The 26,075-nt window shown below is 40.7% G+C and carries 22 protein-coding genes; 8 read left to right on the forward strand and 14 right to left on the reverse strand.

Going from position 1 to position 26,075, the window contains the following annotated elements; all coding sequences use genetic code 11:
- Positions 1-2: 2 nt before the first annotated feature.
- Positions 3-566: a phosphatase PAP2 family protein gene (locus ACN19N_RS11805; protein ID WP_420001390.1), complete on the reverse strand. Its 564-nt coding sequence runs from the start codon at positions 564-566 to the stop codon at positions 3-5.
- 112 nt (positions 567-678) lie between these two features.
- Positions 679-1,743 carry an AraC family transcriptional regulator gene (locus ACN19N_RS11810; protein WP_269238371.1) on the reverse strand — a complete coding sequence of 355 codons (1,065 nt, stop codon included), beginning with the start codon at positions 1,741-1,743 and terminating at the stop codon, positions 679-681.
- A 128-nt stretch (positions 1,744-1,871) separates the two neighbouring features.
- On the opposite strand from ACN19N_RS11810, the gene ACN19N_RS11815 reads away from it, so the two are divergent.
- Positions 1,872-3,332, forward strand: a complete 1,461-nt coding sequence (locus ACN19N_RS11815) for a coniferyl aldehyde dehydrogenase (RefSeq protein WP_420001391.1) — start codon at positions 1,872-1,874, stop codon at positions 3,330-3,332.
- A gap of 52 nt (positions 3,333-3,384) precedes the next feature.
- Here ACN19N_RS11815 and ACN19N_RS11820 read toward each other — a convergent pair whose 3' ends face one another.
- Genes ACN19N_RS11820 through kdpA form a run of 5 tightly spaced genes read right to left on the reverse strand, consistent with a single transcriptional unit; the run spans position 3,385 to position 11,133 of the window.
- On the reverse strand, positions 3,385-4,089 hold the full coding sequence (locus ACN19N_RS11820; protein ID WP_046739401.1) for a response regulator: 705 nt from the start codon (positions 4,087-4,089) through the stop codon (positions 3,385-3,387).
- Between the two features lie 11 nt (positions 4,090-4,100).
- Positions 4,101-6,749 (reverse strand): ATP-binding protein, encoded by a 2,649-nt coding sequence (locus ACN19N_RS11825; protein WP_420001392.1) that lies wholly within the window; start codon positions 6,747-6,749, stop codon positions 4,101-4,103.
- Positions 6,750-6,761: 12 nt separating this feature from the next.
- Positions 6,762-7,397 (reverse strand): potassium-transporting ATPase subunit KdpC, encoded by a 636-nt coding sequence (gene kdpC, locus ACN19N_RS11830; protein ID WP_269238375.1) that lies wholly within the window; start codon positions 7,395-7,397, stop codon positions 6,762-6,764.
- A gap of 9 nt (positions 7,398-7,406) precedes the next feature.
- Positions 7,407-9,419, reverse strand: a complete 2,013-nt coding sequence (gene kdpB, locus ACN19N_RS11835; protein ID WP_269238376.1) for a potassium-transporting ATPase subunit KdpB — start codon at positions 9,417-9,419, stop codon at positions 7,407-7,409.
- A gap of 16 nt (positions 9,420-9,435) precedes the next feature.
- Positions 9,436-11,133, reverse strand: a complete 1,698-nt coding sequence (kdpA, locus tag ACN19N_RS11840; protein WP_420002387.1) for a potassium-transporting ATPase subunit KdpA — start codon at positions 11,131-11,133, stop codon at positions 9,436-9,438.
- Between the two features lie 490 nt (positions 11,134-11,623).
- On the opposite strand from kdpA, the gene ACN19N_RS11845 reads away from it, so the two are divergent.
- Both ACN19N_RS11845 and ACN19N_RS11850 read left to right on the forward strand, forming a co-directional pair.
- Positions 11,624-12,865: an OmpP1/FadL family transporter gene (locus tag ACN19N_RS11845; RefSeq protein WP_420001393.1), complete on the forward strand. Its 1,242-nt coding sequence runs from the start codon at positions 11,624-11,626 to the stop codon at positions 12,863-12,865.
- A 286-nt stretch (positions 12,866-13,151) separates the two neighbouring features.
- The gene (locus tag ACN19N_RS11850; RefSeq protein ID WP_420001394.1) at positions 13,152-14,381 is read left to right on the forward strand and encodes an OmpP1/FadL family transporter; all 1,230 of its coding nucleotides are present in this window, start codon (positions 13,152-13,154) and stop codon (positions 14,379-14,381) included.
- A gap of 85 nt (positions 14,382-14,466) precedes the next feature.
- Here ACN19N_RS11850 and thrH read toward each other — a convergent pair whose 3' ends face one another.
- The gene (gene thrH, locus ACN19N_RS11855) at positions 14,467-15,084 is read right to left on the reverse strand and encodes a bifunctional phosphoserine phosphatase/homoserine phosphotransferase ThrH (RefSeq protein ID WP_269228551.1); all 618 of its coding nucleotides are present in this window, start codon (positions 15,082-15,084) and stop codon (positions 14,467-14,469) included.
- A gap of 172 nt (positions 15,085-15,256) precedes the next feature.
- On the opposite strand from thrH, the gene ACN19N_RS11860 reads away from it, so the two are divergent.
- Complete coding sequence (locus ACN19N_RS11860) at positions 15,257-15,991, forward strand: phosphoadenylyl-sulfate reductase (RefSeq protein ID WP_420001395.1); 735 nt, start codon at positions 15,257-15,259, stop codon at positions 15,989-15,991.
- Between the two features lie 450 nt (positions 15,992-16,441).
- Positions 16,442-17,827 (forward strand): WS/DGAT/MGAT family O-acyltransferase, encoded by a 1,386-nt coding sequence (locus ACN19N_RS11865; RefSeq protein WP_269238380.1) that lies wholly within the window; start codon positions 16,442-16,444, stop codon positions 17,825-17,827.
- A gap of 38 nt (positions 17,828-17,865) precedes the next feature.
- Here ACN19N_RS11865 and ACN19N_RS11870 read toward each other — a convergent pair whose 3' ends face one another.
- The 6 genes from ACN19N_RS11870 to ACN19N_RS11895 form a co-directional block, all read right to left on the reverse strand.
- Positions 17,866-18,039, reverse strand: coding sequence for a PA1571 family protein (locus tag ACN19N_RS11870; RefSeq protein ID WP_004664584.1), 174 nt, complete (start codon positions 18,037-18,039; stop codon positions 17,866-17,868).
- Positions 18,040-18,173: 134 nt separating this feature from the next.
- Positions 18,174-19,628: a ribonuclease G gene (rng, locus tag ACN19N_RS11875; RefSeq protein ID WP_269228554.1), complete on the reverse strand. Its 1,455-nt coding sequence runs from the start codon at positions 19,626-19,628 to the stop codon at positions 18,174-18,176.
- Positions 19,629-19,676: 48 nt separating this feature from the next.
- Positions 19,677-20,237 carry a Maf-like protein gene (locus ACN19N_RS11880; protein ID WP_420001396.1) on the reverse strand — a complete coding sequence of 187 codons (561 nt, stop codon included), beginning with the start codon at positions 20,235-20,237 and terminating at the stop codon, positions 19,677-19,679.
- Entirely contained in the window at positions 20,225-20,716 is a 492-nt protein-coding gene (mreD, locus tag ACN19N_RS11885; protein WP_269228556.1) for a rod shape-determining protein MreD, read from the reverse strand. Before mreD ends, ACN19N_RS11880 begins: the two co-directional genes overlap by 13 nt.
- Positions 20,703-21,560, reverse strand: a complete 858-nt coding sequence (gene mreC, locus ACN19N_RS11890) for a rod shape-determining protein MreC (RefSeq protein WP_269228557.1) — start codon at positions 21,558-21,560, stop codon at positions 20,703-20,705. The genes mreD and mreC overlap by 14 nt, the downstream gene beginning before the upstream one ends.
- 17 nt (positions 21,561-21,577) lie before the next feature.
- The gene (locus ACN19N_RS11895) at positions 21,578-22,618 is read right to left on the reverse strand and encodes a rod shape-determining protein (protein WP_004664594.1); all 1,041 of its coding nucleotides are present in this window, start codon (positions 22,616-22,618) and stop codon (positions 21,578-21,580) included.
- A gap of 133 nt (positions 22,619-22,751) precedes the next feature.
- Here ACN19N_RS11895 and gatC point away from each other — a divergent pair, with 133 nt between their 5' ends.
- From gatC to gatB, 3 genes are read left to right on the forward strand one after another with little or no spacing between them, the layout of a single operon-like run.
- Positions 22,752-23,069, forward strand: coding sequence for an Asp-tRNA(Asn)/Glu-tRNA(Gln) amidotransferase subunit GatC (gene gatC, locus ACN19N_RS11900; RefSeq protein WP_004664595.1), 318 nt, complete (start codon positions 22,752-22,754; stop codon positions 23,067-23,069).
- A 53-nt stretch (positions 23,070-23,122) separates the two neighbouring features.
- The gene (gene gatA, locus ACN19N_RS11905) at positions 23,123-24,601 is read left to right on the forward strand and encodes an Asp-tRNA(Asn)/Glu-tRNA(Gln) amidotransferase subunit GatA (protein ID WP_420001397.1); all 1,479 of its coding nucleotides are present in this window, start codon (positions 23,123-23,125) and stop codon (positions 24,599-24,601) included.
- Complete coding sequence (gatB, locus tag ACN19N_RS11910) at positions 24,601-26,070, forward strand: Asp-tRNA(Asn)/Glu-tRNA(Gln) amidotransferase subunit GatB (RefSeq protein ID WP_420001398.1); 1,470 nt, start codon at positions 24,601-24,603, stop codon at positions 26,068-26,070. Before gatA ends, gatB begins: the two co-directional genes overlap by 1 nt.
- Positions 26,071-26,075: the final 5 nt, after the last annotated feature.

Genomic DNA, 26,075 nt, shown 5'->3' on the forward strand with positions numbered 1-26,075 from the left:
AGTTAGGCATCATAAGCACTGACCGATGTAATTTTACGAATTCTAACAGTCAATTCCTTCACGATATAATTGACAGATACAACCAACATCAAACCAATAATAAAAGATCCAATGATATCAAATGGAAAATGAACCCCAACATAAATCCTTGATAAACCAACGACCATACCGACAAAAATACCGAATATACCAATCTTCTTAAAACCTGCTAACCAGTATGAAAAAGCAATGATCGCAATGGTTAAGGTATGCTGACTGGGAAATGATGAACTTGGACCATGCCCAATAAGTTGATGACCTAATCCTATTTCAAACGGACGAGGATGATGGTAGAAAATTTCAGCTAAATCACTCAGGATCAAAGAAAGCAGTACAATTAAAAGTGTTTTAGCGAATAAATAATTATAGATTTTCCATTGGTAAACCAATAAAAATAAAAGAAAACATATAAAAACTGTATTTAAGTCATGTGCTGTAAATATAGCAACTCTATCCACAATCGCATTCTGAGTCGCAAACGAGTTTATGCAATCAAACAAGTAAATGTTTAAGCTTTCAAATATCATTGCATATTTATCTTTTTAGATTCGCTCACCGCAATATATAAGCGAATCATGAAAGAATGATTAAATCTCTATCAAAATTAATTTTAAATAACGTCTAGTTCTTTGCATTTCACTAAGCAAACTTTTTACGATATTGATTAGGTGAAATTCCCGTCCAATGACAATACGCTTTCCTAAAGTTTGAAGTATCTGAAAAACCAAGTCTTTCGGCAATTTCATCCATACTCAATGTCGTTGCAGCCAAATACTCATCAGCAAGACGTGTTCTCGTGCTATCCAAAATCTCTTGGTAAGTCACGTTCAGATCGGCTAAACGGCGATATAAAGTTCTTTTAGATAAATGTAATTGATCTGCCATCTGTTGAGCAGTTGGAAAATTCCCAACACTGTCCAAGAAAATCAGACGAATCGTTTTGATCAGTTCAGATTCTTCATCATTTTCATTTCCCAACATCCGCTCACAAAAAGACTGGCACATATCCGCAGTAATCGGATTTGCATTTGGACAAGGCGCATCTAACCATGCTAAATCGAAATGCCATTGCATCACCTCTGCATCGAATTCCACAACACAACCAAACACTTTTTGGTATTCATCTGCATATTCAGGGGCAGGATAAGGCAGTAATAACCTTTTAGCTTGAAATGGCGCTTCAAGTACGCACTGAATTAAGGTCTGCATTGAACTAAACCAGAACTCGCAAATTAATGGCAATAAATGTCCTAAAGCAATAATTTCCTTAGCTTCAAAAATTGCAGCATCATTTTGTATATAAAATGATTTTTGTAATACTGGACTGGCTAATTTGATATGACGAATGCCAAGTTCGACGGCTTGTTGAAAGTTACGAGAGGAGTACAGTGCATAACCATACACCCCGAAATCTGATAATTTTTGTTTTTGCCCTGCCCTAAGCCCGATCAATGGATCTTTAGACAAAGATTGGATATTTTGAAATAGCTTCAACTTTTGATATTGAGATATTGTTGTGGTCGCACTTGTCAGCGCATCATGCGCAATACCCGTACCGTCCAACATCTGAGCGATGGAATATCCTTGTTTTTGCATTTCATCATACAAACTGCTTAAACCAAGTATAGGCGTGCCTTGACCGAATAGCGTATGATCATAACGAGCTTCAATATAAATATTTTGCTCAATATTCTGTTTAGGCATTTTTACGTTATCCGTTGGGTCAGTAGATAATGGCACTAAATTACTTTTTGTTGTCTCAATTTAACATCGACTAAAAATTCAATCAATCATAAAGTCTATTTCTACCAATAAGCATGGAAGGAGCAACAATGACACTTTCTCATTCGCAGGAATTTAGCGACTCGGCAACTAAACATATGCACATGGTATTCGCCCAACAACGTGCTGCTTTCGATGCGAATCCTTATCCTGATCTCGATGCTCGACGTACAAAATTATTCAAACTTAAAAAACAAATTATTCGTTATCAAGACGTGATTGCAAACGCTATCAATAGCGATTTTAGTTCCCGATCGGTAGATGAATCAAAATTATTGGACTTATTAGGTTCTGTTTTGGAAGCAGAACATGCCATTCGACATTTACGTAAATGGATGCGACCGAGTAAGCGTAGTACTGAATTACTGTTTTTATCAAACCGTCTGGCTGTCCAATATCAACCGAAAGGTGTGGTCGGCGTGATTGTGCCTTGGAATTTCCCTGTTTATTTGGCGTTGGGTCCATTAGTTGCTGCAATCGCTGCGGGCAATCGAGTCATGATTAAACTGCCCGAAATTACGCCTGCCACTAATGCAGTACTTAGACGTATGCTGGCTGAAGTTTTTACTGAAGATGAAGTTTGTATTTTCGGTGAAGAAATTCTTAATCCTGCACAATTCACATCATTGCCTTTTAACCATATTGTATTTACAGGTTCACCTGCGATTGGTCGAGTGGTGATGCGTGCAGCAGCAGAAAACCTAACACCTGTCACATTAGAATTAGGCGGTAAATCCCCTGCGCTTGTCAGTCGAAATTATCCCTTAGCCGATGCAGCTAAACGTATATTGCATGGTAAGGCAACCAACTGTGGGCAAATCTGCGTTGCACCTGACTATGCGCTTGTGCCGAAAGAGCAAGTGAATCAATTTGCAGAAGAATGCAAAAAGAATTTTACGGCGATGTATGGCAGTAATATCAGCAATAATTCTAACTATACATCTATCGTCAATGATCGCCATTTCAGACGTTTATTAGAAATCCTAGACGATGCAAAAGCCAAAGGTGCTCAAATTATTGCCTGTGCCGAATATGATCGTGACAAAGATGCGCGTCGTATGCCTGTACATATTGTACTGAATTGCACCCCCGATATGCGTATTCTAAAAGAAGAGCTGTTTGGCCCAGTATTGCCTGTAGTTGCTTACGATAGCCTTGATGATGCAATTGCCTATATCAAAGCAGGTGAACGACCTTTAGCACTCTATTGTTTTACCCATGATTCAACCGAACGAGACTACATCTTAAAACAAACTCATTCAGGTGGTGTCACGATTAATGATTGGGGTTGGCATGTGGTCAATCATGATGCACCTTTTGGTGGTATTGGTAACTCTGGTATGGGAACTTATCACGGTGAGGAAGGCTTCCGTGAGCTATCACATGCAAAAACGGTTTTTGCTCGTCATCGCTTCTTCCCAACGCAATTATTCTATCCACCTTACGGCACTTGGGTACAAAAACTTGCTTTGAGTTTCTTTTTGAAAAAAGGCGACCCAAACTTAAAATAAACGGTTTATTCATCAGAAAGAGAGTTTTACAAACTCTCTTTTTATTTTCAATTTAGGATTGTCCTTGGAAACGTAACCCCACGCCTGCAATGGTAAAAATATATTTTGGAGTAACCGCAGAATCTCCAATTTTGCTGCGAAGTTTTTTCACCAAGATTCGAAGATAATGGGTATCTTCTTCATGGCTAATGCCCCATAACTCGGTCATAATTTGTTTTTGCGTAACAATCTTACCTTGATGACGAATCAATAGTGCTAATAGTTGAAATTCTTTTTTGGTGAGAACAATTTCTTCATTCGCGAATCTCACCACATGTTCAGCCACGTCCACAGATAATTGACCATCATCAAATACAATATTCTGTTCAGACTGTTGTGGTTTATTGCGAAACATCACTCGAATACGGGCACATAATTCCTGAATGCTAAACGGTTTAGTGACATAGTCGTTTGCACCTGCATCGAGCAATTTAATTTTTTGATTTTCATCAGGACGGGCAGATAACACGATCACAGGAATATCTGACCATTGCCTCATCTCGGTCAATACTTCCTGTCCTTCCATATCTGGCAAACCCAAATCTAAAATCAGCAAATCCGCACCTCGTGTTGCCAAAATTTCTAAGCCTTTCATGCCATTTTCAGCAACATGCACCTGATAACCTTGCGCACGTAAAGCAATGTCTAAAAATTTTCGAATTTGAGGTTCATCATCAATAATTAAAATTGAAGCATTCGGATGGGTTGTTTGCGGCATAAATAATAATTTTAATCCTGATGTAACGGTAATCGTATGCGAATTAAGGTGCCTTGACCATCTGTTCCAGCAAAAGCTTCAATACTGCCCATATGTGCGCCAATAATGGCTTTGACAATCGCCAACCCTAAACCTGTTCCTGTTTTACCGCGATCGCCGCGTTGCATGGTGTAGAACATATCAAAGATTTGTTCACGTTCATGTTCAGGAATGCCGATCCCCTGATCGATAATGTCAATTTGTAAGAAGTGTTCCTCTTGCTGAATCTTTATTTCAATTGGAACATTCTCTGGTGAAAACTTGGCAGCATTTTCTAAAACATTAAAAATGGCTTGTTCAATCAAAGCAGGATGCACATACAATTGCGGAAGTTCTTCCGCCAAAGCAACCTCGATTTTCACCTCAGGCTGATAGCGTTTAAGCCGTTGAGTTGCCGAGCCAATCAGTTCATCCACCCCGATCCAAGCACGACTTAAAGTCAAACCCTGATGACCTAATCGAGTCATATCCAACAGGTTTTGAATATAACGATCCAGTCGTTCCCCTTCAATGTGAATAGTGTCTAATAATTCATACCGATCGCTTTCAGGTATCTGTTCACCATAATATTTGAGCGTATCTGCTGAACCAATCATCGCGGCTAAGGGTGAACGTAAATCATGCGAGACCGAAGAAAGCAAAGCTGAACGCAGCTTTTCCGTTTCAGCCACTACTCTAGAATTTTCTAATTGTAACGAGAGCTGAACCCGAGCAACAGTTTGCGCAATGTCTTCAATCATCAACTCAGTTAAACGTTGCAATTCAAAACTGATGGTTTGAGCATTTTGATGAAAGCGAATTGCAATCACGCCATATTCTTTCACCAAATTTAACGGAATAAACCACCAATCAGAATTGGTCAACGTATTGGTAAAACGTCCACAGGGTTTCGCATTCTTCTGCGTCCAATCTGCGGCAATTTGATCTTTTTCATTTAAGACAGATGGATCACCTAAAGACTGATTTTCAACTTTTAACCAGACCGTGGCATTTAATGAGGTTTCTAAATGTTGTTTAGCTACGCTTAACACCTGTTCAATATCTACACAGGTCGATAGCTTGCGCTCTAATTCTTGTAACTGTAACGACACTGAATTTGCAGCACGTAGGCTAAGCACCTGAGCGCGTAATTGGTTGGCTAAACGCCCGACCAATAAAGCTGAGACAATGAACGTGATAATGGTAATCACCCCACGTTCAGCACTAATCATAAAGGTAAAGCGAGGCTCGATAAAAAAGTAGTTATAGAGTAAAAAACAGACGAATACGCTGATAATCGTAATCAACATGCGGGCACGTATCGCAACCAATAATACAGTCACAATAAAAATCAAGGCTAAATCACTATACCCAATAAAATGATCACTGATTGCAGCCACAATCAGTCCCAGTAATACAATGATAATACTTTCAAGCACTTCACGTTGATTAAATGCCAAGCCTTGTTCTAGCCAAGATGAATGCGCCACATCTGTCTGCAAACGCTTTTCATTATTTTTGGCTTTTAAAGGCTGAACAAAGGTGATTTCAAAGGGATGCTGTTTCTCTAACAGTTGATCGGCAATATGATGTGAAAATAGGCGCTGCCATAACGATTTTTGAGGGCTTTTACCAAGTAAAATATTCGATGCACCATAATCATAAGCCGCTTGTAAAATAGTCGATGCAATATGATTACTATAGAGTAAATAAGTGTCTGCACCGAGCTTACGCGCTAGATTAAAGGCTTTAGTCACTGCAAAAGCTTGGGTCGTTTCAACCTTACTTTTTTGAATCGAAATGACGCTCCACGTTGCATTGCGCCTTTCCGCAATCCGATGGGCGCGGCGTATCAAATCTTCAGAGAATTCAGAACCATCTATCGCCAACATCACATGATTTTGAATCGGAATAATCTGCCCTTGCGCAACAAATTTTTCTCGATAATCAATATCGACCTGCCCTGCAACAGTTTGAATTGCCAGATCACGTAAAGCTGTCAAATTCGCAGCTTTAAAAAAACCTTGTAATGCATGGGGTGCAACATCGGCGAAATAAATCTTGCCATGATTCATCCGTTCTAATAGTTCGGGAACAGGTAAATCAACCAGTCGAATATCTTTCAAACGTTTAAGTAGTGCATCGGGGACAGTTTCAGTGACCCGAATCCCCGTAATTTGAAAAACCACATCATTCAAACTTTCCAAATGCTGAATATTTAAGGTGCTATAGACATCAATACCTGCATCCAACAACTCATTAACATCTTGCCAACGATATTCATGCCGACTATTGGGTACATTACGATGGGCCAATTCATCAACAAGCACAATTTGAGGCTTTAATTTAAGAATTTGGTCGAGATCCATCTCATCCAACATTCGCCCCTGATATTCCACAGACTTTCTTGCAATAACATTCAGCCCTTGAATCAAAGCTTCAGTGTCAGATCGACCGTGGGTTTCCACCACGCCAACCACCACATGCTGCCCTTGCTGCATCAGTTCATGCGCTCGGGTCAGCATGGCATAGGTTTTCCCTACCCCAGGTGCTGCACCCAAGAAAATAGTCAAACGTCCAGATTGTTCACGTTGACTATGTGCTAACCATGCATCTGCTTTGTTATTACGGTCGATCTGCATAATTACGCTCTATCAACGTATGGTCGATGACAATTGATCTAAGGCTAAATTTAGCTGTAGCACATTGACCCGCGCTTGCCCATAGACGCCGAATTGTGCAGGCTGAATTTGTTGTTGTACCAAATCACGCACTCGCTGCTCAGATAAATGACGTTGCTGTGCCACGCGTTTCACCTGTAATAAAGCACTTTCAGGTGAAATATCTGGGTCGATTCCGCTTCCTGATGCCGTCACCATCTCATTCGGCACGTGTTGCTCAGTAATATGATTATTCTGGGCAAATTGCACTGTTCGCTCTTTAATTTGTTTTTGTAAATCAAGATTAGAGATTGCTAAATTACTGCCTGCCATGCCATCGACATTGTAACTTACCGCACTTGGTCGTCCATGAAAATATTGTTCACTAACAAAGTTTTGTCCTACCAAGCTTGAACCCACAATTCTGTCATCAAGTTTGATTAAACTGCCATTGGCCTGCTCAGGGAAAAGCAACTGAGCTACAGAGACACTAGCCGTAGCGTACAACATGCCTGCAATGAAAAAACCAACCAAGATCAAACCCAGACTCGGACGTAGGACTGAATGTCCTTGACTAGATAATGCCAAGTCCTGTTGATTCAATTGTTCATGACTCAATAAAGTATTCATTTCCAACTCCTAAATCCACAAGGACACAACAAGATCAATCAGCTTGATCACAATAAACGGAAAGATCACCCCACCTACACCGTAAATCAGCATATTACGGCGTAACAATTGCAGCGCACTGGCAGGTTTGAATTGAACGCCTTTGAGTGCCAATGGAATCAACATTGGAATAATCAAGGCATTAAAGATCAAAGCGGAAATCACCGCACTACTTGGACTACTAAGCTGTAAAACATTCAGTACCCCTAGTTGTGGAATCGCCACGGCAAACAAGGCTGGTAAGATCACAAAATATTTAGATACGTCATTTGCCAAAGAAAAAGTGGTTAATGCTCCACGAGTAATCAATTGCTGCTTGCCAATTTCGACCACATCCAGCAATTTGGTCGGATCGGAATCCAAGTCCACCATATTGCCTGCTTCTTTGGCAGCCTGAGTACCTGAATTCATGGCTAAACCAATATCTGCCTGCGCCAAGGCTGGTGCATCATTGGTACCATCACCCACCATTGCGACCAATTTCCCTGCTGCTTGCTCATTACGAATACACGCCAATTTGTCCTCAGGTCTCGCTTCTGCAATATAGTCATCCACCCCTGCTTCAGCCGCAATCGCAGCCGCGGTTAATGGATTGTCTCCTGTGACCATAATGGTTTTGATGCCCATCTCACGTAACAGTGCAAAGCGCTCTTTAATGCCTTGTTTAATCACATCTGAAAGTTCAATCACGCCTAAAATATTATGATTCGAAGCCACCACAAGCGGTGTCGCACCTTTAGAAGCCACTTGCTCTACACGAGTTTTCAGTTCAATATTGTCTTTGATTTCTTGATGGGTAAAGTTAAGAATCGCGTCCACAGCACCTTTACGAATCTTTTGCCCTGTCGCTAAGTCCACACCCGATAAACGAGTTGATGCACTAAACTGAATGAACTCGGCATCTTTTGGCTCTTGAACGCTTTCGCCTAGTTCCTTACCTAAAGCCACCACCGACTTCCCTTCAGGGGTTGGGTCAGCAAAAGAAGTGAGCATTGCCGCTTGGCGTAACTCACTTGGTGTCACACCAGCCAATGGATAGAAAGCAGTGGCTTGACGGTCGCCATAGGTGATCGTGCCAGTTTTATCCAACAACAACACATCAATATCACCCGCAACTTCAACCGCTTTCCCTGATTTTGCTAAGACATTGGCTTTTAAAGCACGGTTCATCCCTGCGATACCGATTGCAGGCAGCAAGCCTCCGATTGTAGTTGGAATCAAACAGACCAACAGTGCAATTAGCAAGACCATACTAATTTTGATCCCGACCATTGAGCCAATCACAGGTAAAGTCAACACAACCACAATAAAGGTGATGGTCATAATATTGAGCAAAATACTCAATGCGATCTCATTTGGTGTCTTTTGACGGTTGGCACCTTCCACCAAGGCAATCATACGGTCTAAAAAGCTATGCCCTGCCTCATTACTAACTCGAATAATAATTTCATCTGACAAGACTTTAGTTCCGCCAATCACGCCTGAACGATCGGTATTGGCTTCACGCAGTACGGGCGCAGATTCACCTGTAACGGCTGATTCATTGATGGTCGCAAAACCCTGAATAATTTCCCCATCCGCAGGAACAATTTCACCTGCTTTAACAATGACAAGATCATCCTTTTTCAGTAAATTTGCAGAAATCACTGTAGGTACGGCATTTAAATCGAGAATACGATTTGCAGTTAAATTTTCACGCGCCTGACGTAATGATGCTGCTTGTCCCCGACCTTTGGCTTCTGCAACCGCTTCGGCATAATTGGCGAATAAGACCGTGACCAATAGAATCAAGCTTAGGACTAAACCAAAACCTAAGCTGTTACTCCCCATCAAAGTGGCAACAAGGGTTAAAACTGTTCCTACCCACACACAGGCCATCACTGGATTTTTAAATGCGTGTTGAGGCAGCAATTTATGGAAAGTTTGCTGAATAATTTCTTTATTCAAGATATCCATCTGTTGTGTCGCATTTGAATGTTTCATTGTGCTTGCTCCACGCTTAAACTTTTATCGATAAATAGTCAGCAATTGGCCCAATCACCAACACTGGCATGAATTGCAATAAGGTGAGAATCAACACGATCCCGATTAAGGTCAGTGCAAATGTCGGTGACTCAATATGTAAAGAACCTTTGCTTTCGGCTGCTTGCGGTTTGGTTGCTAAACTGACTGCAATTAAGACTGGAATGATCAACACGCTATAACGCCCTGCCAATAAAGCGACACTGGCACTCAGATTCCACCATACAATGTTATCGCCTAAGCCTTCAAAACCCGAACCATTATTGGCGTAGGCAGAGACATACTCATAAAACACTTGGCTAATACCATGAAACGCTGGATTTGAAGTCCCTGTCATGGATGGAAAGGCAATGGCGATGGCCGTCAAACCCAGAATCACCACAGGTTGTAATAAAATCACCAGTGCCAATAACTTAATTTCAGTCACTTCAACTTTTCGGCCAAACAGTTCAGGGGTACGTCCTGTCATCAAACCTGCAATAAATACCGCCAGAAATAGATAAATAAAGAACTGTAATAGACCGCAACCAATCCCGCCCCAAATGGCATTGATCAGCATATTGCACAGTTCAACCAATCCCGTCAGTGGTGAAGCCGAATCATGCATCATATTCACAGAGCCGTTATTCACTTGTGTAGTCAAACTCCCCCATAGTGCGGATGCCTCAGCACCGAAACGCATTTCCTTCCCTTCCATCAAAGCAGTATTTGGAGTGAGCGAAGATTTTTCAGCCCACAGGGTCAATAGCGTTGAAGAAAGTGACATCAACAACATGCTGCCAAAAATCATCCACATCAGTTTTTTGCGTTGAATAAAACGCCCAACCATAAATACGGCTGACAATGGGATCAGTAAGATCGCGATCATCTCAATCACATTGGAGAATGGTGTTGGATTTTCTAAAGGCACAGTACTGTTTGGTCCATACCAGCCACCGCCATTACTGCCCAGCTGTTTAATCGCCACCATCGGTGCAACAGGACCGAGCGGAATATGCTGAGTTTTGACTTCTGTGCTTTGCTCTAAAATTTGCGCTGTTGGCCCAGCAGATAAGGTTGCTGGCACACCTTGAAAGGTCAGTAGCAAAGAAAAAATAAATCCTAGAGGAATGAAGAATCGAAATAAGGGACGGATGATATCCATCCAATAATTGCCCAGATTAATACGATTCCATTTGTTTTGTTCTGAGTCTTCTGCTTGAGCGGATTGTAAAAATAATGCTCTTAACATAGCCACCAATAAGGCAAGCCCCATAATCGGCGACAAATATTGCAACCCCACAATCACGGTCATTTGTGACAAATAGGACAGTTGAACCTGTCCTGAATAATGTTGCTGATTGGTATTGGTCAGAAATGAAATGGTGGTATGTAAAGCCAAGTCCCCATTCATATTCGGGATATGATCAGGATTCAATGGTAGCCATGCCTGTGTCATTAAAATAGTGACACTCGCCCCAAGCAGTAGCACATTACTCAGAACAAAAGCACCTAGATATTGCCGCCAGTTCATGCCCACTTGCTTCACATTGAGAACAGCGTAGATCGGTTGTTCAATCCACTTAAACAAGCGGTCACTCTTCATTGGTTTGGTTTGCATCACATCCGCAAGATAGTGTCCTAGCGGATAAGCCAACAGCACTGAAAGGATAAATACTGAAATAAATTCCCACATAGCAAATGCCATTTAAAATAGGTCATCATTAGTATGGAAATTGAGGGCGTAAATTCTCTATATTGAAAAAACCACTGGACGTAAATTTTGCGTAAAATTATTCTTAAATTCTGCTCAGTATTGTCAAAAAGTGCTTTAAAGAAAAATTATGGAGAAAAATTTCTCAATTTTTACAAAAAACCTTTGACCTTATAAAGTTTTTTTTTTGAAAAAATGCAAAAAAACAATACGCTAATTTTTAGTTAATAATCTATATTTTTCATTATATTACCAGTAAATATAGAAATATACACTAACATAAATAGCATTATTTTTATCCTGTTTCATGTCATCAATCGTACTGGGTAGTTCATTTAGAATATTTACTCTTATTTTAATTATGGTATTTTTGTTACATGAAGTTATATCAAATCTATTTCAATGCATGATTTGACAAGCCAATCATAGCTTCTCTACCTAAAAAATCTTGAAGTTCAAGGAAAGATTTAAAATGAAATTAAAACATCTTAGCACTGCCATGATTTTAGCGACGCTGCCTGCAACTGGAGTATTTGCAGCAGCATTAGATCGTTCAGGTCAGTCTGTGTCTGCTTTTTTACAACCAGGTAACTATTTTGAAGCTGGTATTTCGGTTCTAGATCCAACAGTAAAAGGTCAATCTACAGCTGCAACTGGTAGTCAAAATATTAGTGACATGGGTGAAGACTATCAATTTTACAATGCTGCTCTCAAGTTACAATTAACGGATTATTTATCATTCGGTTTGATTTATGATCAACCATTTGGTGCAGATGCTGAATATCACGATTCAACTTTATTTACTAATACTGCAGGCAATACAAAAGTTGAAGTTGACACACAAAACATCTCTATGCTTTTTGGTGTTCAACCGATTAAGAACGTTAATCTTTATGCAGGTGGCGTATACCAAACTGTAAAAGGTGGTGTTCAATTACGTGGTGCTGGTTATGGCGGGATAAATGCTTTTGGTGGCTACAATGCTGATATTCCAGAAGATTCTGCTGCTGGTTGGCTAGTTGGAGCAGCTTATCAAATTCCTGAAATTGCTTTAAAAGCAGCAGTAACATATCGCTCTGAGATCAAACATAAAGTTAATATTGATGAATCATCTGTTGGTGCCATCGCACCTGGCTCATTAGCACCTATTTTAAACAATCCTGCTGTTGTTCCCGGAAATGCAGCGACAGGTTCTACAGATATCACTACGCCTCAATCTGTAAACTTAGATCTTCAAACAGGTATTATGGCGAACACTGTTGCATTCGCAAATGTTCGTTGGGTAAATTGGAAAGACTTCGCAATCCGTCCTTATGCTTTCGGTATCGCATCTAATATTGCTGGCGCTAATCCTGCTATTAATAAGCCGAACGGCTTTGACTTAGTTGCTTATACAGATGATCAATGGTCTGTAAATGCAGGTGTTGGTCGTAAACTTAGTGAACAATGGGCTGGTAATGTTTCTGTAGGTTGGGATTCTGGTGCAGGAAATCCTATTACAACACTTGGTCCAACAGAAGGTTATTGGAATCTTGGTGTAGGTGTTCAATTTAGTCCAGCAGCTAACTACTTTATCTCTGGTGGTGTGAAATACTTCTGGCTGGGTGATGCTAAAGCTCAATCTGGTGCTCAATTTAACACCGATAGCTATCTTGCTGACTTCACTGATAACCATGCAATCGCATATGGTATGAAAATCGGTTACCGTTTCTAATCAATATATCGAATAAAAAAGACCATCATTTGATGGTCTTTTTTATTGCTATGCTAAGAACTGGATAGCTTCAAGAATTTATTACAGATTATTCTTAAAATATAGAAAAACATGATTAATCAAAGTATTAAAAAAAATACTAACTAGTATATAACATTACACTTCTCAAGAAATTTTCATGACTTTATCAGTTCATTTATGGACATTTGTAAAATATTTTGAGCCATAAAAATTATGTTACTTTTCGCAACATTCTTGTTACAAAGTGATATGAGAGAAAATATCAATGAAGCTTAATGCGATTCAGCACGCTCTTTTACTTAGCTTACTCCCAACCACTTCAGCTTTTGCAGCAGCTTTAGACCGTTCAGGTCAATCTATTGCCCCTTTTTTACAAGCAGGCAACTATTTTGAAGCAGGTGTCTCAGTTCTTGATCCAAATGTATCAGGAAAAGATACTTCACAAAATGAGACAGGTAATATGGCAGGTAATTATTACTCGCCAAATGCTGCTTTAAAAATTCAGGCAACCGAAAAATTCTCTATTGGTCTTATTTATGACCAACCTTATGGGGCTGATGCAGAGTACAAAAGCAAAAGTAACTTTATCGAAAGCCGCCCTTTTCCATTTAAAGGTGGTACTTCAGTTACAGTTGATACTGAAGATTTGAATTTAATTTTAGGTTATCAACCAACCCTAAACTGGAACATATATGCAGGCGCAGTTTATCAAACACTAGATGCAACGGTATTATTACGTGGTGAAAGTTATAGTGCGTACAGTGGTTATGATTTCAAAACTGGACGTGATGAAGCTGTAGGTTGGTTAGTAGGTGTCGCTTATCAAATTCCAGAAATTGCACTCAAAACATCTTTAACTTACCGTGCAAAAATCAAGCATGAAATGAATGCATATGAGAATCATGGATTTGCAGGTTTTACAAACAGTCCTGTTTTTGATGCGATGTTAAATCAAATTAACAATGCTCAAGGTACAACTGAAATCACGACACCTCAGTCCGTTAATCTCGATTTTCAAACGGGAATTATGGAAAATACTGTCGCGTTCGCAAACGTTCGTTGGGTAAACTGGAAAGACTTTGCGATTCGTCCATATAAATTTGGAGCCGCTTCAGTTCTACCTCCTATCGTTAATAAGACTGGTAAAAAAGACGGCTTTGATCTAGTGGCTTATACTGACGACCAATATTCTGTAACTGCTGGCGTAGGCCGTAAACTTAATGATCATTGGGCTGGTAATGTTTCTGTAGGTTGGGATTCTGGTGCAGGTAACCCAGTTACAACACTCGGGCCAACTGAAGGTTATTGGAATGTTGGTGTTGGTGTTCAATATAGCCCTGCTCCGAATTACTTTATTGCTGGTGGTGTAAAGTATTTCTGGTTAGGAGATGCTAAAGCTCAATCAGGTTCTCAATTTAATACGCCGAACTACGTAGCTGAGTTTGAAAATAATGATGCGATCGCTTATGGTTTGAAAATTGGTTATAAATTCTAATAAATAGCAAAAGATAAAAGGCGCTTCTAAGCGCCTTTTATTTTTAAATTTCCTTTATCTTTCATAAAAAGCTTAGAAATTTTGATTATTCTGGAATATTACGCTGTGAAACAGAACGAATCGCCTGTTTTAGTGCCTCATAACCATGGAGTGGCTGGAACTGAGGGAATTCAGCAATCACATTTGCTGGCGCATCAAATAAGAAACCATGATCCGCTTCACCCAACATGGTCGTATCATTATAAGAATCACCTGCCGCAATTACACGGAAATTTAAACCATGTAATGCTTTTACCGCTTGACGTTTCTGATCAGGCTGGCGTAATTTATACGCCGTAATCATACCATTCTCATCTGTCTCAAGTTTGTGACAGAAAATCGTTGGCCAACCCAGTTGTTTCATCAACGGATGCGCGAATTCATAAAACGTATCTGATAAAATAATCAGTTGAAAATGTGTACGTACCCATTCAACAAATTCTTTCGCACCTTCAAATGGCCCCATATCAGCAATCACAGCTTGGATATCATTTAAACCCAAACCATGCTCTTTTAAAATATTTAAACGTTGAGTCATCAAAACATCATAATCTGGAATATCACGCGTTGTTGCTTCTAATTCTTTAATCCCTGTTTTCTTAGCAAAGTTGATCCAGATTTCAGGTACAAGTACCCCTTCAAGGTCTAGGCATACGATTTCCATGAATGCATCCAATGTTGATTAAAAATTGCTGTATCATACCATTAAGATTTTCATTTTTTGCGCTGTTGTTAAATAAAACGATTTTATTCTGCAAGATTAAAATCGAAGACAAGCAAATGGCTTTGCTTAGAATGATTTACAATTGTGCCCAAGCCTTTCGCCAGGAACACCTATGACTGTTATTCCGACTATTGACCTTGTAGATGCGCTTGCTGCTGAATATGCAGATAAATCGCCACGAGAAATTTTAGAACTTGCTTTAAATCAAGAAGGTGAAATTGCCATTTCATTTTCAGGTGCAGAAGATGTTGTATTAATTGATATTGCTTCTCGTATTGGTAAACCATTCCGTGTATTTAGTTTAGATACAGGGCGTTTACATGCAGAAACCTATCAGTTTATTGAAACTGTGCGTAAACATTACAATATTAAGATCGAAATTTGCTTCCCTGAATCCACTGCTGTACAGCAGTTGGTAAATGAAAAGGGGTTGTTTAGCTTTTTTGAAGATGGTCATCAGGAATGCTGTGGTGTTCGTAAAGTACAACCTTTACGTAAAAAACTGGCAACCTTAGATGGCTGGATTACAGGTCAACGTAAAGACCAAAGTCCAGGCACACGTAACGAGATTCCAGTGGTTCAAGCGGATGTTGGCTTTTCTGGTGAAGGCAAACAACTGATTAAATACAATCCCCTTGCTAACTGGAGCAGCGCGGATGTATGGAGTTATATTCGTATGATGGAAATTCCATATAACCCTTTACATGAGCGTGGCTTTATTTCAATTGGTTGTGAACCCTGTACCCGTGCTGTGCTGCCAAATCAACATGAACGTGAAGGTCGTTGGTGGTGGGAAGAAGCAACCCATAAAGAATGTGGCTTACATTCTGGCAATCTAAAAAAATAATACATAGCAGATTTGGTATATAAAAACCACTGATTCATCAGTGGTTTTATTTTTTCTGACTCCCCTGTACAAAGTCATATTTTAACCAGACTAAACCGTATATACTTCGCACAACGGTTCAATAATTCTAATAAGAATTATAGGGTCTGCTGACATTTCACAGATGCTTGCGACAGAGGACTTTTTTTAGACGATACAAGGCATGACTTATGAGATTTAGCTATTCTAAATGAATAAGGCATAACACAGTAGCGGCAAAAAATGTCCCTGTCCTGAAGGGTTATGGCTAAAACTACCCCAAACTTCGTTATGAAACTTGACAAGGGTATCGCCATTGCCTGCATTTCATGCCTCGTTTGTGTGGTTTTAGCCTATAACGCAAGGCATGGTTGAAACGTCATCAGACCCTACAAGTATCTTATAAAAATTCAATGAGAGGCTATATCTGCTATGCGCCCATTACACCCTATTGATTTTATTTTTCTATCATTAGAGAAAAGACAGCAACCTATGCATGTAGGTGGCTTATTTTTATTCGAAATTCCAGAGAATGCATCGCCGACTTTCGTGCATGATCTTGTTCAGGATATTCGTCAGTCGAAAAGTATTCCTGTTGCACCATTTAACAATCAGCTCACAGGACTCTTCTGGGGAGAAGACCATGAGTTCGATATTGACCATCATTTCCGTCATATCGCATTACCAAACCCTGGCCGTATTCGTGAATTATTAGTTTATATTTCACAACAGCATAGCTCATTGATTGACCGTGCTAAACCATTATGGACTTGCGATATTATTGAAGGCATTGAAGGCAATCGTTTTGCAATGTATTTCAAAATTCACCATGCGATGGTGGATGGTGTTGCTGGAATGCGATTGATCGAAAAATCACTCTCCAAAGACCCAAATGAAAAGCATGTCGTACCATTATGGTGTGTCGAAGGAAAGCGTACTAAACGCTTAAAAGCACCTAAAGCCCCTACTGTAAGTAAAATCAGAGGAGTTTTGGATACGATTAAATCACAGTGTGAAGTCGCACCTAAAGTGATGCAGGAACTTTCACAAACCTTATTTAAGGAAATCGGGAAAAATCCTGATTATGTCTCAACATTTCAAGCACCACCATCGATCTTAAACCAACGTGTGAGTTCTTCTCGCCGTTTTGCTGCACAATCTTTTGAGTTGGAACGTTTCCGCCTTATCGCTAAAACACTTGGTGTAACACTCAATGACGTGGTATTAGCAGTTTGCTCTGGTGCATTACGTGAATATCTGATCAATCAAAATAGTTTGCCAAAAAAACCTTTGATTGCGATGGTTCCTGCTTCATTGCGTACTGATGATTCTGATTTCAGCAATCGTATTACCATGATTTTGGCAAACTTAGCCACTCATATTGCAGACCCAATTGAACGTTTAGAAATTATTCGCCGTAGCGTCCAGAATTCAAAGCAGCGTTTTAGCCGCATGACTGCAAATGAAATCCTAAACTATAGTGCATTGGTATATGGACCAGCAGGCTTAAACATCGCTTCAGGAATGTTACCGAAACGTCAGGCATTTAACTTGGTGATTTCGAATGTACCAGGTCCACGCGAGCCGTTATATTGGAATGGTGCAAAACTTGATGCGCTCTACCCTGCTTCAATCGTCATGGATGGTCAAGCACTGAATATCACCATGACCAGCTATTTAGATAAATTGGAAGTTGGTCTACTTGCTTGTCGTAATACAGTGCCAAAAATGCAAACTCTTCTCGCTCATCTAGAAGATGAAATTCAACGCTTTGAACAAGCAATTGAGAATTTACCACAACAGAAAGTTGTGAATTAAAAAATTCGCTAAAAAATTAAGGGGCTTTCAATAGCCCCTTATTTTTTAATTGTACGACAACGCTGTAATAGTTGATGGCAGGCTAAACGGATCATTGCCGTAGTAATTTGAACCTCTTTACCTTGGCTATCAACCATATAACATGTATTGACTGGATTACTGTCTAAAACATGCTTAAAACCGTGATTCACTAATCTTTCGCTCACATTCATAATTATATACCTCATATTATTTGCTAAGGTACTCAAGATACCTATGGCTCATTCTATGGTTCTAGTATTTAAAATTCATGATAGAAAGTAAAATTTCAGTTGTAACAAGGATTAAGCGAAATTTTGTTACAACTTTAACTCAAAATGATATCGTATTGCTCTTGCGTATATAAATTTTCAACTTGGAATTTAATCACTCGGCTAATGAAATGCTCTAAATCTGCAACTGCTGGGGCTTCTGCCGTTAATAAGCGATCAATCACTGCTGGATGTGCAACGACAGTAAAGCCACTCTTGGAATCAAATGCACGGGCATAACGCAAAATTTCTCGAAATATCTCGTAACATACTGTCTCTGCTGTCTTTACATATCCACGTCCCTGACAAGTTGGGCATGATTCACATAATAAATGCTCTAAAGACTCACGTGTACGTTTACGTGTCATTTCAACCAAGCCTAACTCTGAAACTTGGGTGATTTTTGTTTTGGCATGATCACGTTCAAGCATACGTTCAAACTGACGCATGACCTCTTGTCGATGCTCAAGCTCTTGCATGTCAATAAAATCAATAATGATAATGCCACCCAAATTACGTAGACGGAGTTGTCTCGCAATAACTTGTGTCGCCTCCATATTGGTTTTAAATACCGTATCTTCTAAACTACGACCGCCGACATAAGAGCCAGTATTCACATCAATCGTGGTCATTGCTTCAGTCTGATCTATCATCAGATAGCCACCTGACTTAAGTGCGACACGGGTCTGCAACGCTTTTTGAATATCTTCTTCAACATTATACAAATCAAAAAGTGGCTTTTCGCCCGGATAATGAATCAGACGATTTTCAATTGTAGGAACAAACTCCTGCACAAACTCACTTAACTTGGCATGAATCTCACGAGAATCGACATAAATTTTTGCCGTTTCATCACTGGCTAAATCACGGACAATTCGTTGTGGTAAAGGCAATTCTTCAAAAATAAGTTCAGGTGTAGAAACTTCTTTTTGCTTACGTTGAATATATTCCCAAAGCTTACTCAAATAACACATATCTTGTGCGATCGCCGATTCGTCCACACCTTCCGCTGCGGTACGAACAATCACACTACCCGGTAAGCTGTGTTCAGTCTGAATGCGTTCAATCATACTACGGAGACGATCACGCTCTTCTTCTGATTCAATGCGTTGTGATACACCGATATGATTGCCATAAGGCATTAACACAAGATAGCGCGATGGGATTGAAAGATCTGTGCTTAGACGCGCACCTTTGGTTCCCAACATGTCTTTCATCACTTGAACCGTCAACATCTGTCCCGGATGCAAAAGCTCAAAAACATTTGGAGTGGGTTGCGAACGTGACCAGACCATATCATTGATATGTAAAAAAGCAGTCCGAGACAATCCAATATCAACAAAAGCAGCTTGCATACCCGGCAGTACACGTACCACTTTACCTTTATAAATATTACCCACTAAACCACGTTTTACAGTACGCTCAACAAATAATTCATTGACCGTACCATTTTCAATTAAAGCCACACGACACTCCATCGGTGTGACGTTAATTAGCAATTCTTCTGCCATAATCCACTCAAAATTTTATAAAAATTCTTATATCCGAAAGTGTCTACTTTAAATTTTAACGCTTTCTAATAACAGTGCTGTTTCGTACAACGGTAAACCAACCACATTACTATAACTTCCCCGAATTTGGGGAATATATTGAGCTGCGATCCCTTGGATCGCATACGCCCCTGCTTTTCCAACAGGTTCACCTGTTGCCCAATATTTTTCCATTTCGGTATGACTTAACTGTTGCAACTCGACTTGAGTTCTAACCACTTTACTTAAGCATTGGACAGAGCTTGCCACACAAATTCCAGAGTACACATCATGCCATTGCCCTGACAACTGCGTCCAAATTTCAAACGCATGTTGCTTTGATTCTGGCTTACCAATGATTTTTCCTGCAAAACTTAAACTGGTATCAGCAGCAATCACAGTCGCTTTGGGAAACAGATTTAAAACAACCTGAGCTTTTGCTGTTGCCAATCGTTCCACATATTGCACAACCGTTTCACCAAGCAATACGGTTTCATCGATATCTGGACTATATATTTCAAAGTCCAAACCTAACTGTTGTAGCAGTTCTTTACGACGAGGTGAACTCGAAGCTAAAATTATACGCGCCATTTTTTTAAGCAGTAATAAACCATCGGCCATCCTATCACGCTAGTAACAAGCGGTTGCCAATGTCGCGCTATTGAAAAATGTGTACTCGATATTGTTTGACTCATCCACAAAAAGGTTAAGTGTGCAATAATTGCAAGTACAGCGATTACCCATGAGTTCGCAAAAGTTAAAATTCGACGTTCACGAATAAAATAACGCGTACCAAACGTAATCAAAACAAAACTTAGTGCATTTAAACCCAAAGGCGCATCTAACAATAAATCAGTGAAAATCCCCACTCCAAAGGCGAACCAAACCCCGCACCAACTAGGTTGATAAAGAATCCAGAACAGCATGGTCATCAGCATAATTGATGGTCGCCATCCTGAAGCTTCGTAAGCAATTGGATAAACTAAAAGAATAGACCCGATAATAATTGAGATGATAATCATCCAAAGTGGATCTTTGCGTTTTTCAAAACTTAATCTAGCGATCGGCATAAGGTTGCTCCTGCGCTAAAGATTCTGAAAATAACACTACCACATGATGACCACTGGCAAGTTGTGCCGCAGGAATAACATCAATTTCCGCAAACTCACCTGAAGTATGACGGCTAACCTTAGAAACAGTACCTACCAAATAGCCAGCAGGAAAATGCTCCCCCAAACCCGAACTAAATACTTTATCGCCCGCTTGGATGTTGGCGCTCGTCGGAACATATTCCATTTTTAGGCGGCCTAAATCACCTGTTCCAGATACAATGGCACGCATTCCTGTACGTTCTAAACGCACAGACAGCGAATGTTCTTTATCAGATAACAACATGATACGGGCACTATGCGGGTACACATTAATCAGTTGTCCCATAATCCCTTTATCATCGAGAACAGTTTGCCCAACTTTTAAGTGATCCACAGAGCCACGGTTAATGATAATAATATGGCGTAATGGGTCGGCATCTGTTCCAATCACTTCTGCAATTTGCATACGACCATCGATAATCAATGGCGTATCCAAAAGCCCCCTTAAACGGTTATTTTCCGCGGAGAGTTCTGAAAGTTTTTGGAGTCGAACTTGAGCTTGAAGGAGTTCAGCCTGCATTGCGGTATTTTCACGGCGCAATTGAGTTTCAGATTTGGTTTGTTGGTTCAGCCATTCTCGCGACAATACAGGATAACTTGCCAGCGCATAAATTGGATTATACGCTGCATACAAGACATCTCTTGCAGGTTGAATCACATAAGGCATGCGCCAATCAAAGAAAAGCACCACCAAACATGAAATAACCGCAATAATAAATGAGCGAAAAGATGGCGGTTGTCTTGAAAAAAGATTCGGTTGCACCGCCTAGTCCTTATGATTTAGCCAACAAAAAGCATGTCATGGTTCGGATTATCAAAGAACTCTAAGACTTTACCGCCACCACGCGTGACACAAGTTAGAGGGTCATCTGCAACAATCACAGGTAGACCTGTTTCTTGCGCAAGCAGTTTATCAAGGTTACGTAATAATGCGCCGCCACCAGTCAACACAATACCGCGCTCTGCAATATCCGAAGAAAGTTCAGGTGGAGTTTGTTCTAAAGCAGATTTTACTGCGCTCACGATGCTTTGTAATGGATCTGCAATCGCCTGTGAAATTTCATCAGAAGTGACTGTAATCGCACGTGGCACACCTTCTGCCAAATTACGACCGCGCACTTCAATCTGAAGCGTTTTGCCATCAGTCACAGCCATACCCACTTCTTTCTTAATGGTTTCTGCTGTAGTTTCCCCAATCACGCAACCGTGTGCTTTACGAACGTAATTGATAATTTGCTCATCAAATACATCACCACCGATACGTAATGAATCGGCATAGACACAACCTTGTAATGAAATGATTGCAATTTCAGTGGTACCACCACCTACATCCACGACCATTGAACCACATGCTTGCTCAACAGGCATACCTGCGCCAATTGCAGCAGCCATTGGTTCTTCAATCAAACGTACATCACGTGCGCCTGCATTAAATACAGCTTCACGAATCGCACGGCGTTCAACTAAAGTTGATTTACATGGGACACACACCACAACACGCGGCGCTGGTGGAAATAAACGCTTTTCATGTACTTTACCGATAAACTGATTCAACATGGTCTCAGTGACTTCAAAATCGGCAATCACACCGTCTTTCATCGGACGAATCGCTGAAATATTCGCTGGTGTACGACCTAACATTTGTTTAGCATCTAGACCAACAGCAGCAACAATTTTTTGCGAACCGCTATGACGAATCGCCACAACAGTCGGTTCATTTAATATAATGCCACGGCCTGGTGCATAAATAAGTGTATTTGCCGTACCTAAATCAATGGCTAAATCCGGCGAAAACAAGCCAATTAGTCGTTTTAGAATCACGGGGGCGTTCTCAATTAAACTTTGTATGGATGCAAGGTGGCAACTTTAACGAAATGTGATGCTTTGAACAAGTCAATCGCTTATTATAACGCACGATATTTTGCAATTTTTTGATACTGAATTAGGTAAAGTTATGTCTACATCATCAGATGCTCAGCAGACAACGGACTTAAATGCACAGACCGTTTCAGCGATTGCACATCTTGCTCGCTTGTCTCTAAACGACACGCAATCTACTGAATATGCTCAAAGTTTAAATAAAATTCTTGGCATGATGGAAAGCCTAAAAGGCATTAATACCGATAATGTTGAGCCTTTGAAAAGTCCTTTTGATAATCCGCAACCTTTACGTGCTGATATTGTAAGTGAAAGCAACCATCGTGATGAATATCAAGCGGTCGCTCCTGCAACAGAAGCAGGCTTGTACCTTGTACCTCGCGTAATTGAATAATTTCTATTCGATTAGTCAATATTTTATATTTAGAATGTAAAGAAATTTTTCATATGACAGATTTACATCGCTTATCAATCCGTGAACTCTCTGAAGGGCTAAAACAAGCTCAATTTTCATCACGTGAATTGACCGAACATTATTTAAAACGTATTGCTCAAATTGACCCGAAAGTAAAAAGTTATGTAACAGTGACAGCAGAGCAAGCACTTGTTGAAGCTGATGCTGCTGATGCTGCACTCAAAGCAGGTCATGCACATGCACTTGCGGGTATTCCACTTGCGCATAAAGACATTTTTTGTACCCAAGGCATTAAAACCACTGCCGGTTCAAAAATGTTGGATAACTTCATTTCACCTTACGATGCGACCGTCGTTGCCAAAGCCAAAGCTGCGGGTCTCGTGACTTTAGGTAAGGTGAATATGGATGAATTCGCAATGGGTTCAACCTCTGAAAGTTCATATTTTGGCGCGACAGGTAACCCGTGGGCATTAGATCATGTTCCGGGCGGTTCATCAGGTGGCTCTGCTGCTGCTGTAGCAGCAGATTTGGCTCCGATTGCAACAGGAACTGATACAGGTGGCTCAATTCGTCAACCTGCTTCATTCTGCGGCTTAACTGGCTTAAAACCGACCTATGGTCGTGTCTCTCGATTCGGGATGATTGCCTACGCATCATCGCTTGATCAGGGTGGTCCAATGGCACGTTCTGCGGAAGACTGTGCTTACTTGATGAATGTGATTGCAGGTCATGATACCAAAGACTCGACTTCGGTGAATAAAGATGTTGACGATTACGTTGCTAACTTGAATGGCACAACAGTCAAAGGCTTACGCATTGGTATTCCAAAGCAATACTTTAATGTGGCTGGTTTAGACGCAGATGTGAAAGCACGTGTTGAAGAATCGTTGAAAAAGCTTGAAGAGATGGGTGCAATCTTGGTTGAGATTGATCTCAACATGACTGAAGCTTATGTGCCAACTTACTACTTGATTGCACCTGCGGAAGCGTCTTCGAACCTGTCACGTTTTGACGGTGTACGCTATGGCTACCGTTGTGAAAATCCAGTGGATTTAATGGACTTGTACAAACGCTCACGTTCAGAAGGTTTTGGTGCTGAAGTACAACGTCGTATCCTGATCGGTACTTATGCCCTTTCTGCGGGTTACTACGATGCCTACTATGTCAAAGCACAAAAAGTACGTCGTTTGATTCAGCAAGATTTCTTGAAAGCGTTTGAAAATGTCGATGTGATTGCAGCGCCATCTGCACCAACGACTGCGTACAAAATCGGTGCCAACCTCAGCCCGACTGAAATGTACTTAGGCGATATTTATACGCTTGCTGTGAACTTGGCAGGTCTACCAGCCATCAACGCACCTGTGGGCTTTGATAAAGACAGCTTACCTGTGGGCTTACAGTTGATTGGTAACTACTGGTCAGAATCACAATTACTTTCGATTGTGCATCAATATCAACAAAATACAGACTGGCATACCAAACGTGCGGCAATTGCTGAGGAGAATGCATAATGGCTGAAGCTCAAAAGTTAAAGTTAATTGACGGTTGGGAAGTCGTTATCGGGATTGAGATCCACACGCAATTGGCGACTAAGTCTAAAATCTTCTCTGGTTCATCGACTGAATTTGGTCAAGACCCAAATACACAAGCCAGCCTTGTTGATTTAGCCATGCCGGGCGTATTACCAGTATTGAATGCTGAAGTGGTTGATCTTGCAATTCGCTTTGGTTTGGGGATTGATGCTTATATCGACCAAGCTTCGGTATTTGCACGTAAAAACTACTTCTACCCAGATTCGCCAAAAGGCTATCAGATCAGCCAGATGGACAATCCGATTGTCGGCTTGGGTCATATCGACATCCAACTTGATGATGGCACTGTGAAGCGTATTGGCGTGACTCGTGCCCATCTTGAAGAAGATGCAGGTAAATCGATCCATGACCAGTTCGAAGGTATGTCGGGTATCGACTTAAACCGTGCGGGCACACCATTGCTTGAAATCGTATCTGAACCAGATATGCGTTCGGTTGAAGAAGCGGTTGCCTATATCAAGTCGATTCACACTCTTGTGCGTTGGTTAGGTATTTCTGATGGTAACATGGCAGAAGGTTCATTCCGTGCCGACTGTAACGTGTCATTACGTCGTCCGGGTCAACCATTCGGTACGCGTTGCGAGTTGAAAAACCTCAACTCATTCCGTTTCATTGAGCAAGCGATCAACGTTGAAATTCAACGACAAATGGATATTTTGGAAGATGGTGGCAAGATCGACCAAGAAACCCGTTTGTTCGATCCAAATAAGATGGAAACCCGTTCAATGCGCTCGAAAGAAGAAGCAAACGACTATCGCTACTTCCCTGACCCTGACTTGTTACCAGTGATCATTTCAAATGAGCAAATCGAAGCGGCACGTGCTGCCCTGCCAGAATTGCCTAAAGCGCGCCGTGCGCGTTTTATCGCTGATTTTGCTGTGACTGAGTATGATGCGCATGTATTGACGCTGTCACGTGAAATGGCGGACTTCTACGAAGCAGTTGTAGCTGCTGCGGGCGGTGCGAAGCAAGGTAAAGTCTCTGCAAACTGGGTAATGGGTGAATTCTCAGGTGCTTTAAACAAAGCAGGCCTAGAATTGGCAGACTCTCCTGTTTCTGCTGAGCAATTGGGTGGTATGATCGCACGTATCGTGGATAACACCATTAACGGTAAAATTGCGAAGCAAGTGTTTGGCTTTATGTGGGAAGCAGAGGGTAAATCTGCTGATGACATTATTGCTGAAAAAGGCTTGAAGCAAGAAACCGATACAGGTGCCATTGAAGCGATTATCAAAGACGTGCTTGCAGCCAATGAAAAAATGGTTGAAGAGTACAAGTCTGGTAAAGAAAAAGCTTTTAACGGTCTGGTTGGTCAAGTCATGAAAGCTGCAAAAGGTAAAGCCAACCCAGCTCAAGTGAATGAATTAATGAAGAAATTGATTGGCTAAACTAG

The organism is Acinetobacter sp. LF10, from assembly GCF_048585715.1.
Lineage (GTDB): Bacteria > Pseudomonadota > Gammaproteobacteria > Pseudomonadales > Moraxellaceae > Acinetobacter.

Excerpts from the sequence above, each read along its gene's own strand:
- ACN19N_RS11805 (WP_420001390.1), bottom strand. The coding sequence starts at position 566 with ATGATATTTGAAAGCTTAAACATTTACTTGTTTGATTGCATAAACTCG.
- ACN19N_RS11810 (WP_269238371.1), bottom strand. The coding sequence starts at position 1,743 with ATGCCTAAACAGAATATTGAGCAAAATATTTATATTGAAGCTCGTTAT.
- ACN19N_RS11815 (WP_420001391.1), top strand. The coding sequence starts at position 1,872 with ATGACACTTTCTCATTCGCAGGAATTTAGCGACTCGGCAACTAAACAT.
- ACN19N_RS11820 (WP_046739401.1), bottom strand. The coding sequence starts at position 4,089 with ATGCCGCAAACAACCCATCCGAATGCTTCAATTTTAATTATTGATGAT.
- ACN19N_RS11825 (WP_420001392.1), bottom strand. The coding sequence starts at position 6,749 with ATGCAGATCGACCGTAATAACAAAGCAGATGCATGGTTAGCACATAGT.
- kdpC (WP_269238375.1), bottom strand. The coding sequence starts at position 7,397 with ATGAATACTTTATTGAGTCATGAACAATTGAATCAACAGGACTTGGCA.
- kdpB (WP_269238376.1), bottom strand. The coding sequence starts at position 9,419 with ATGAAACATTCAAATGCGACACAACAGATGGATATCTTGAATAAAGAA.
- kdpA (WP_420002387.1), bottom strand. The coding sequence starts at position 11,133 with ATGTGGGAATTTATTTCAGTATTTATCCTTTCAGTGCTGTTGGCTTAT.
- ACN19N_RS11845 (WP_420001393.1), top strand. The coding sequence starts at position 11,624 with ATGAAATTAAAACATCTTAGCACTGCCATGATTTTAGCGACGCTGCCT.
- ACN19N_RS11850 (WP_420001394.1), top strand. The coding sequence starts at position 13,152 with ATGAAGCTTAATGCGATTCAGCACGCTCTTTTACTTAGCTTACTCCCA.
- thrH (WP_269228551.1), bottom strand. The coding sequence starts at position 15,084 with ATGGAAATCGTATGCCTAGACCTTGAAGGGGTACTTGTACCTGAAATC.
- ACN19N_RS11860 (WP_420001395.1), top strand. The coding sequence starts at position 15,257 with ATGACTGTTATTCCGACTATTGACCTTGTAGATGCGCTTGCTGCTGAA.
- ACN19N_RS11865 (WP_269238380.1), top strand. The coding sequence starts at position 16,442 with ATGCGCCCATTACACCCTATTGATTTTATTTTTCTATCATTAGAGAAA.
- ACN19N_RS11870 (WP_004664584.1), bottom strand. The coding sequence starts at position 18,039 with ATGAATGTGAGCGAAAGATTAGTGAATCACGGTTTTAAGCATGTTTTA.
- rng (WP_269228554.1), bottom strand. The coding sequence starts at position 19,628 with ATGGCAGAAGAATTGCTAATTAACGTCACACCGATGGAGTGTCGTGTG.
- ACN19N_RS11880 (WP_420001396.1), bottom strand. The coding sequence starts at position 20,237 with ATGGCGCGTATAATTTTAGCTTCGAGTTCACCTCGTCGTAAAGAACTG.
- mreD (WP_269228556.1), bottom strand. The coding sequence starts at position 20,716 with ATGCCGATCGCTAGATTAAGTTTTGAAAAACGCAAAGATCCACTTTGG.
- gatC (WP_004664595.1), top strand. The coding sequence starts at position 22,752 with ATGTCTACATCATCAGATGCTCAGCAGACAACGGACTTAAATGCACAG.
- gatA (WP_420001397.1), top strand. The coding sequence starts at position 23,123 with ATGACAGATTTACATCGCTTATCAATCCGTGAACTCTCTGAAGGGCTA.
- gatB (WP_420001398.1), top strand. The coding sequence starts at position 24,601 with ATGGCTGAAGCTCAAAAGTTAAAGTTAATTGACGGTTGGGAAGTCGTT.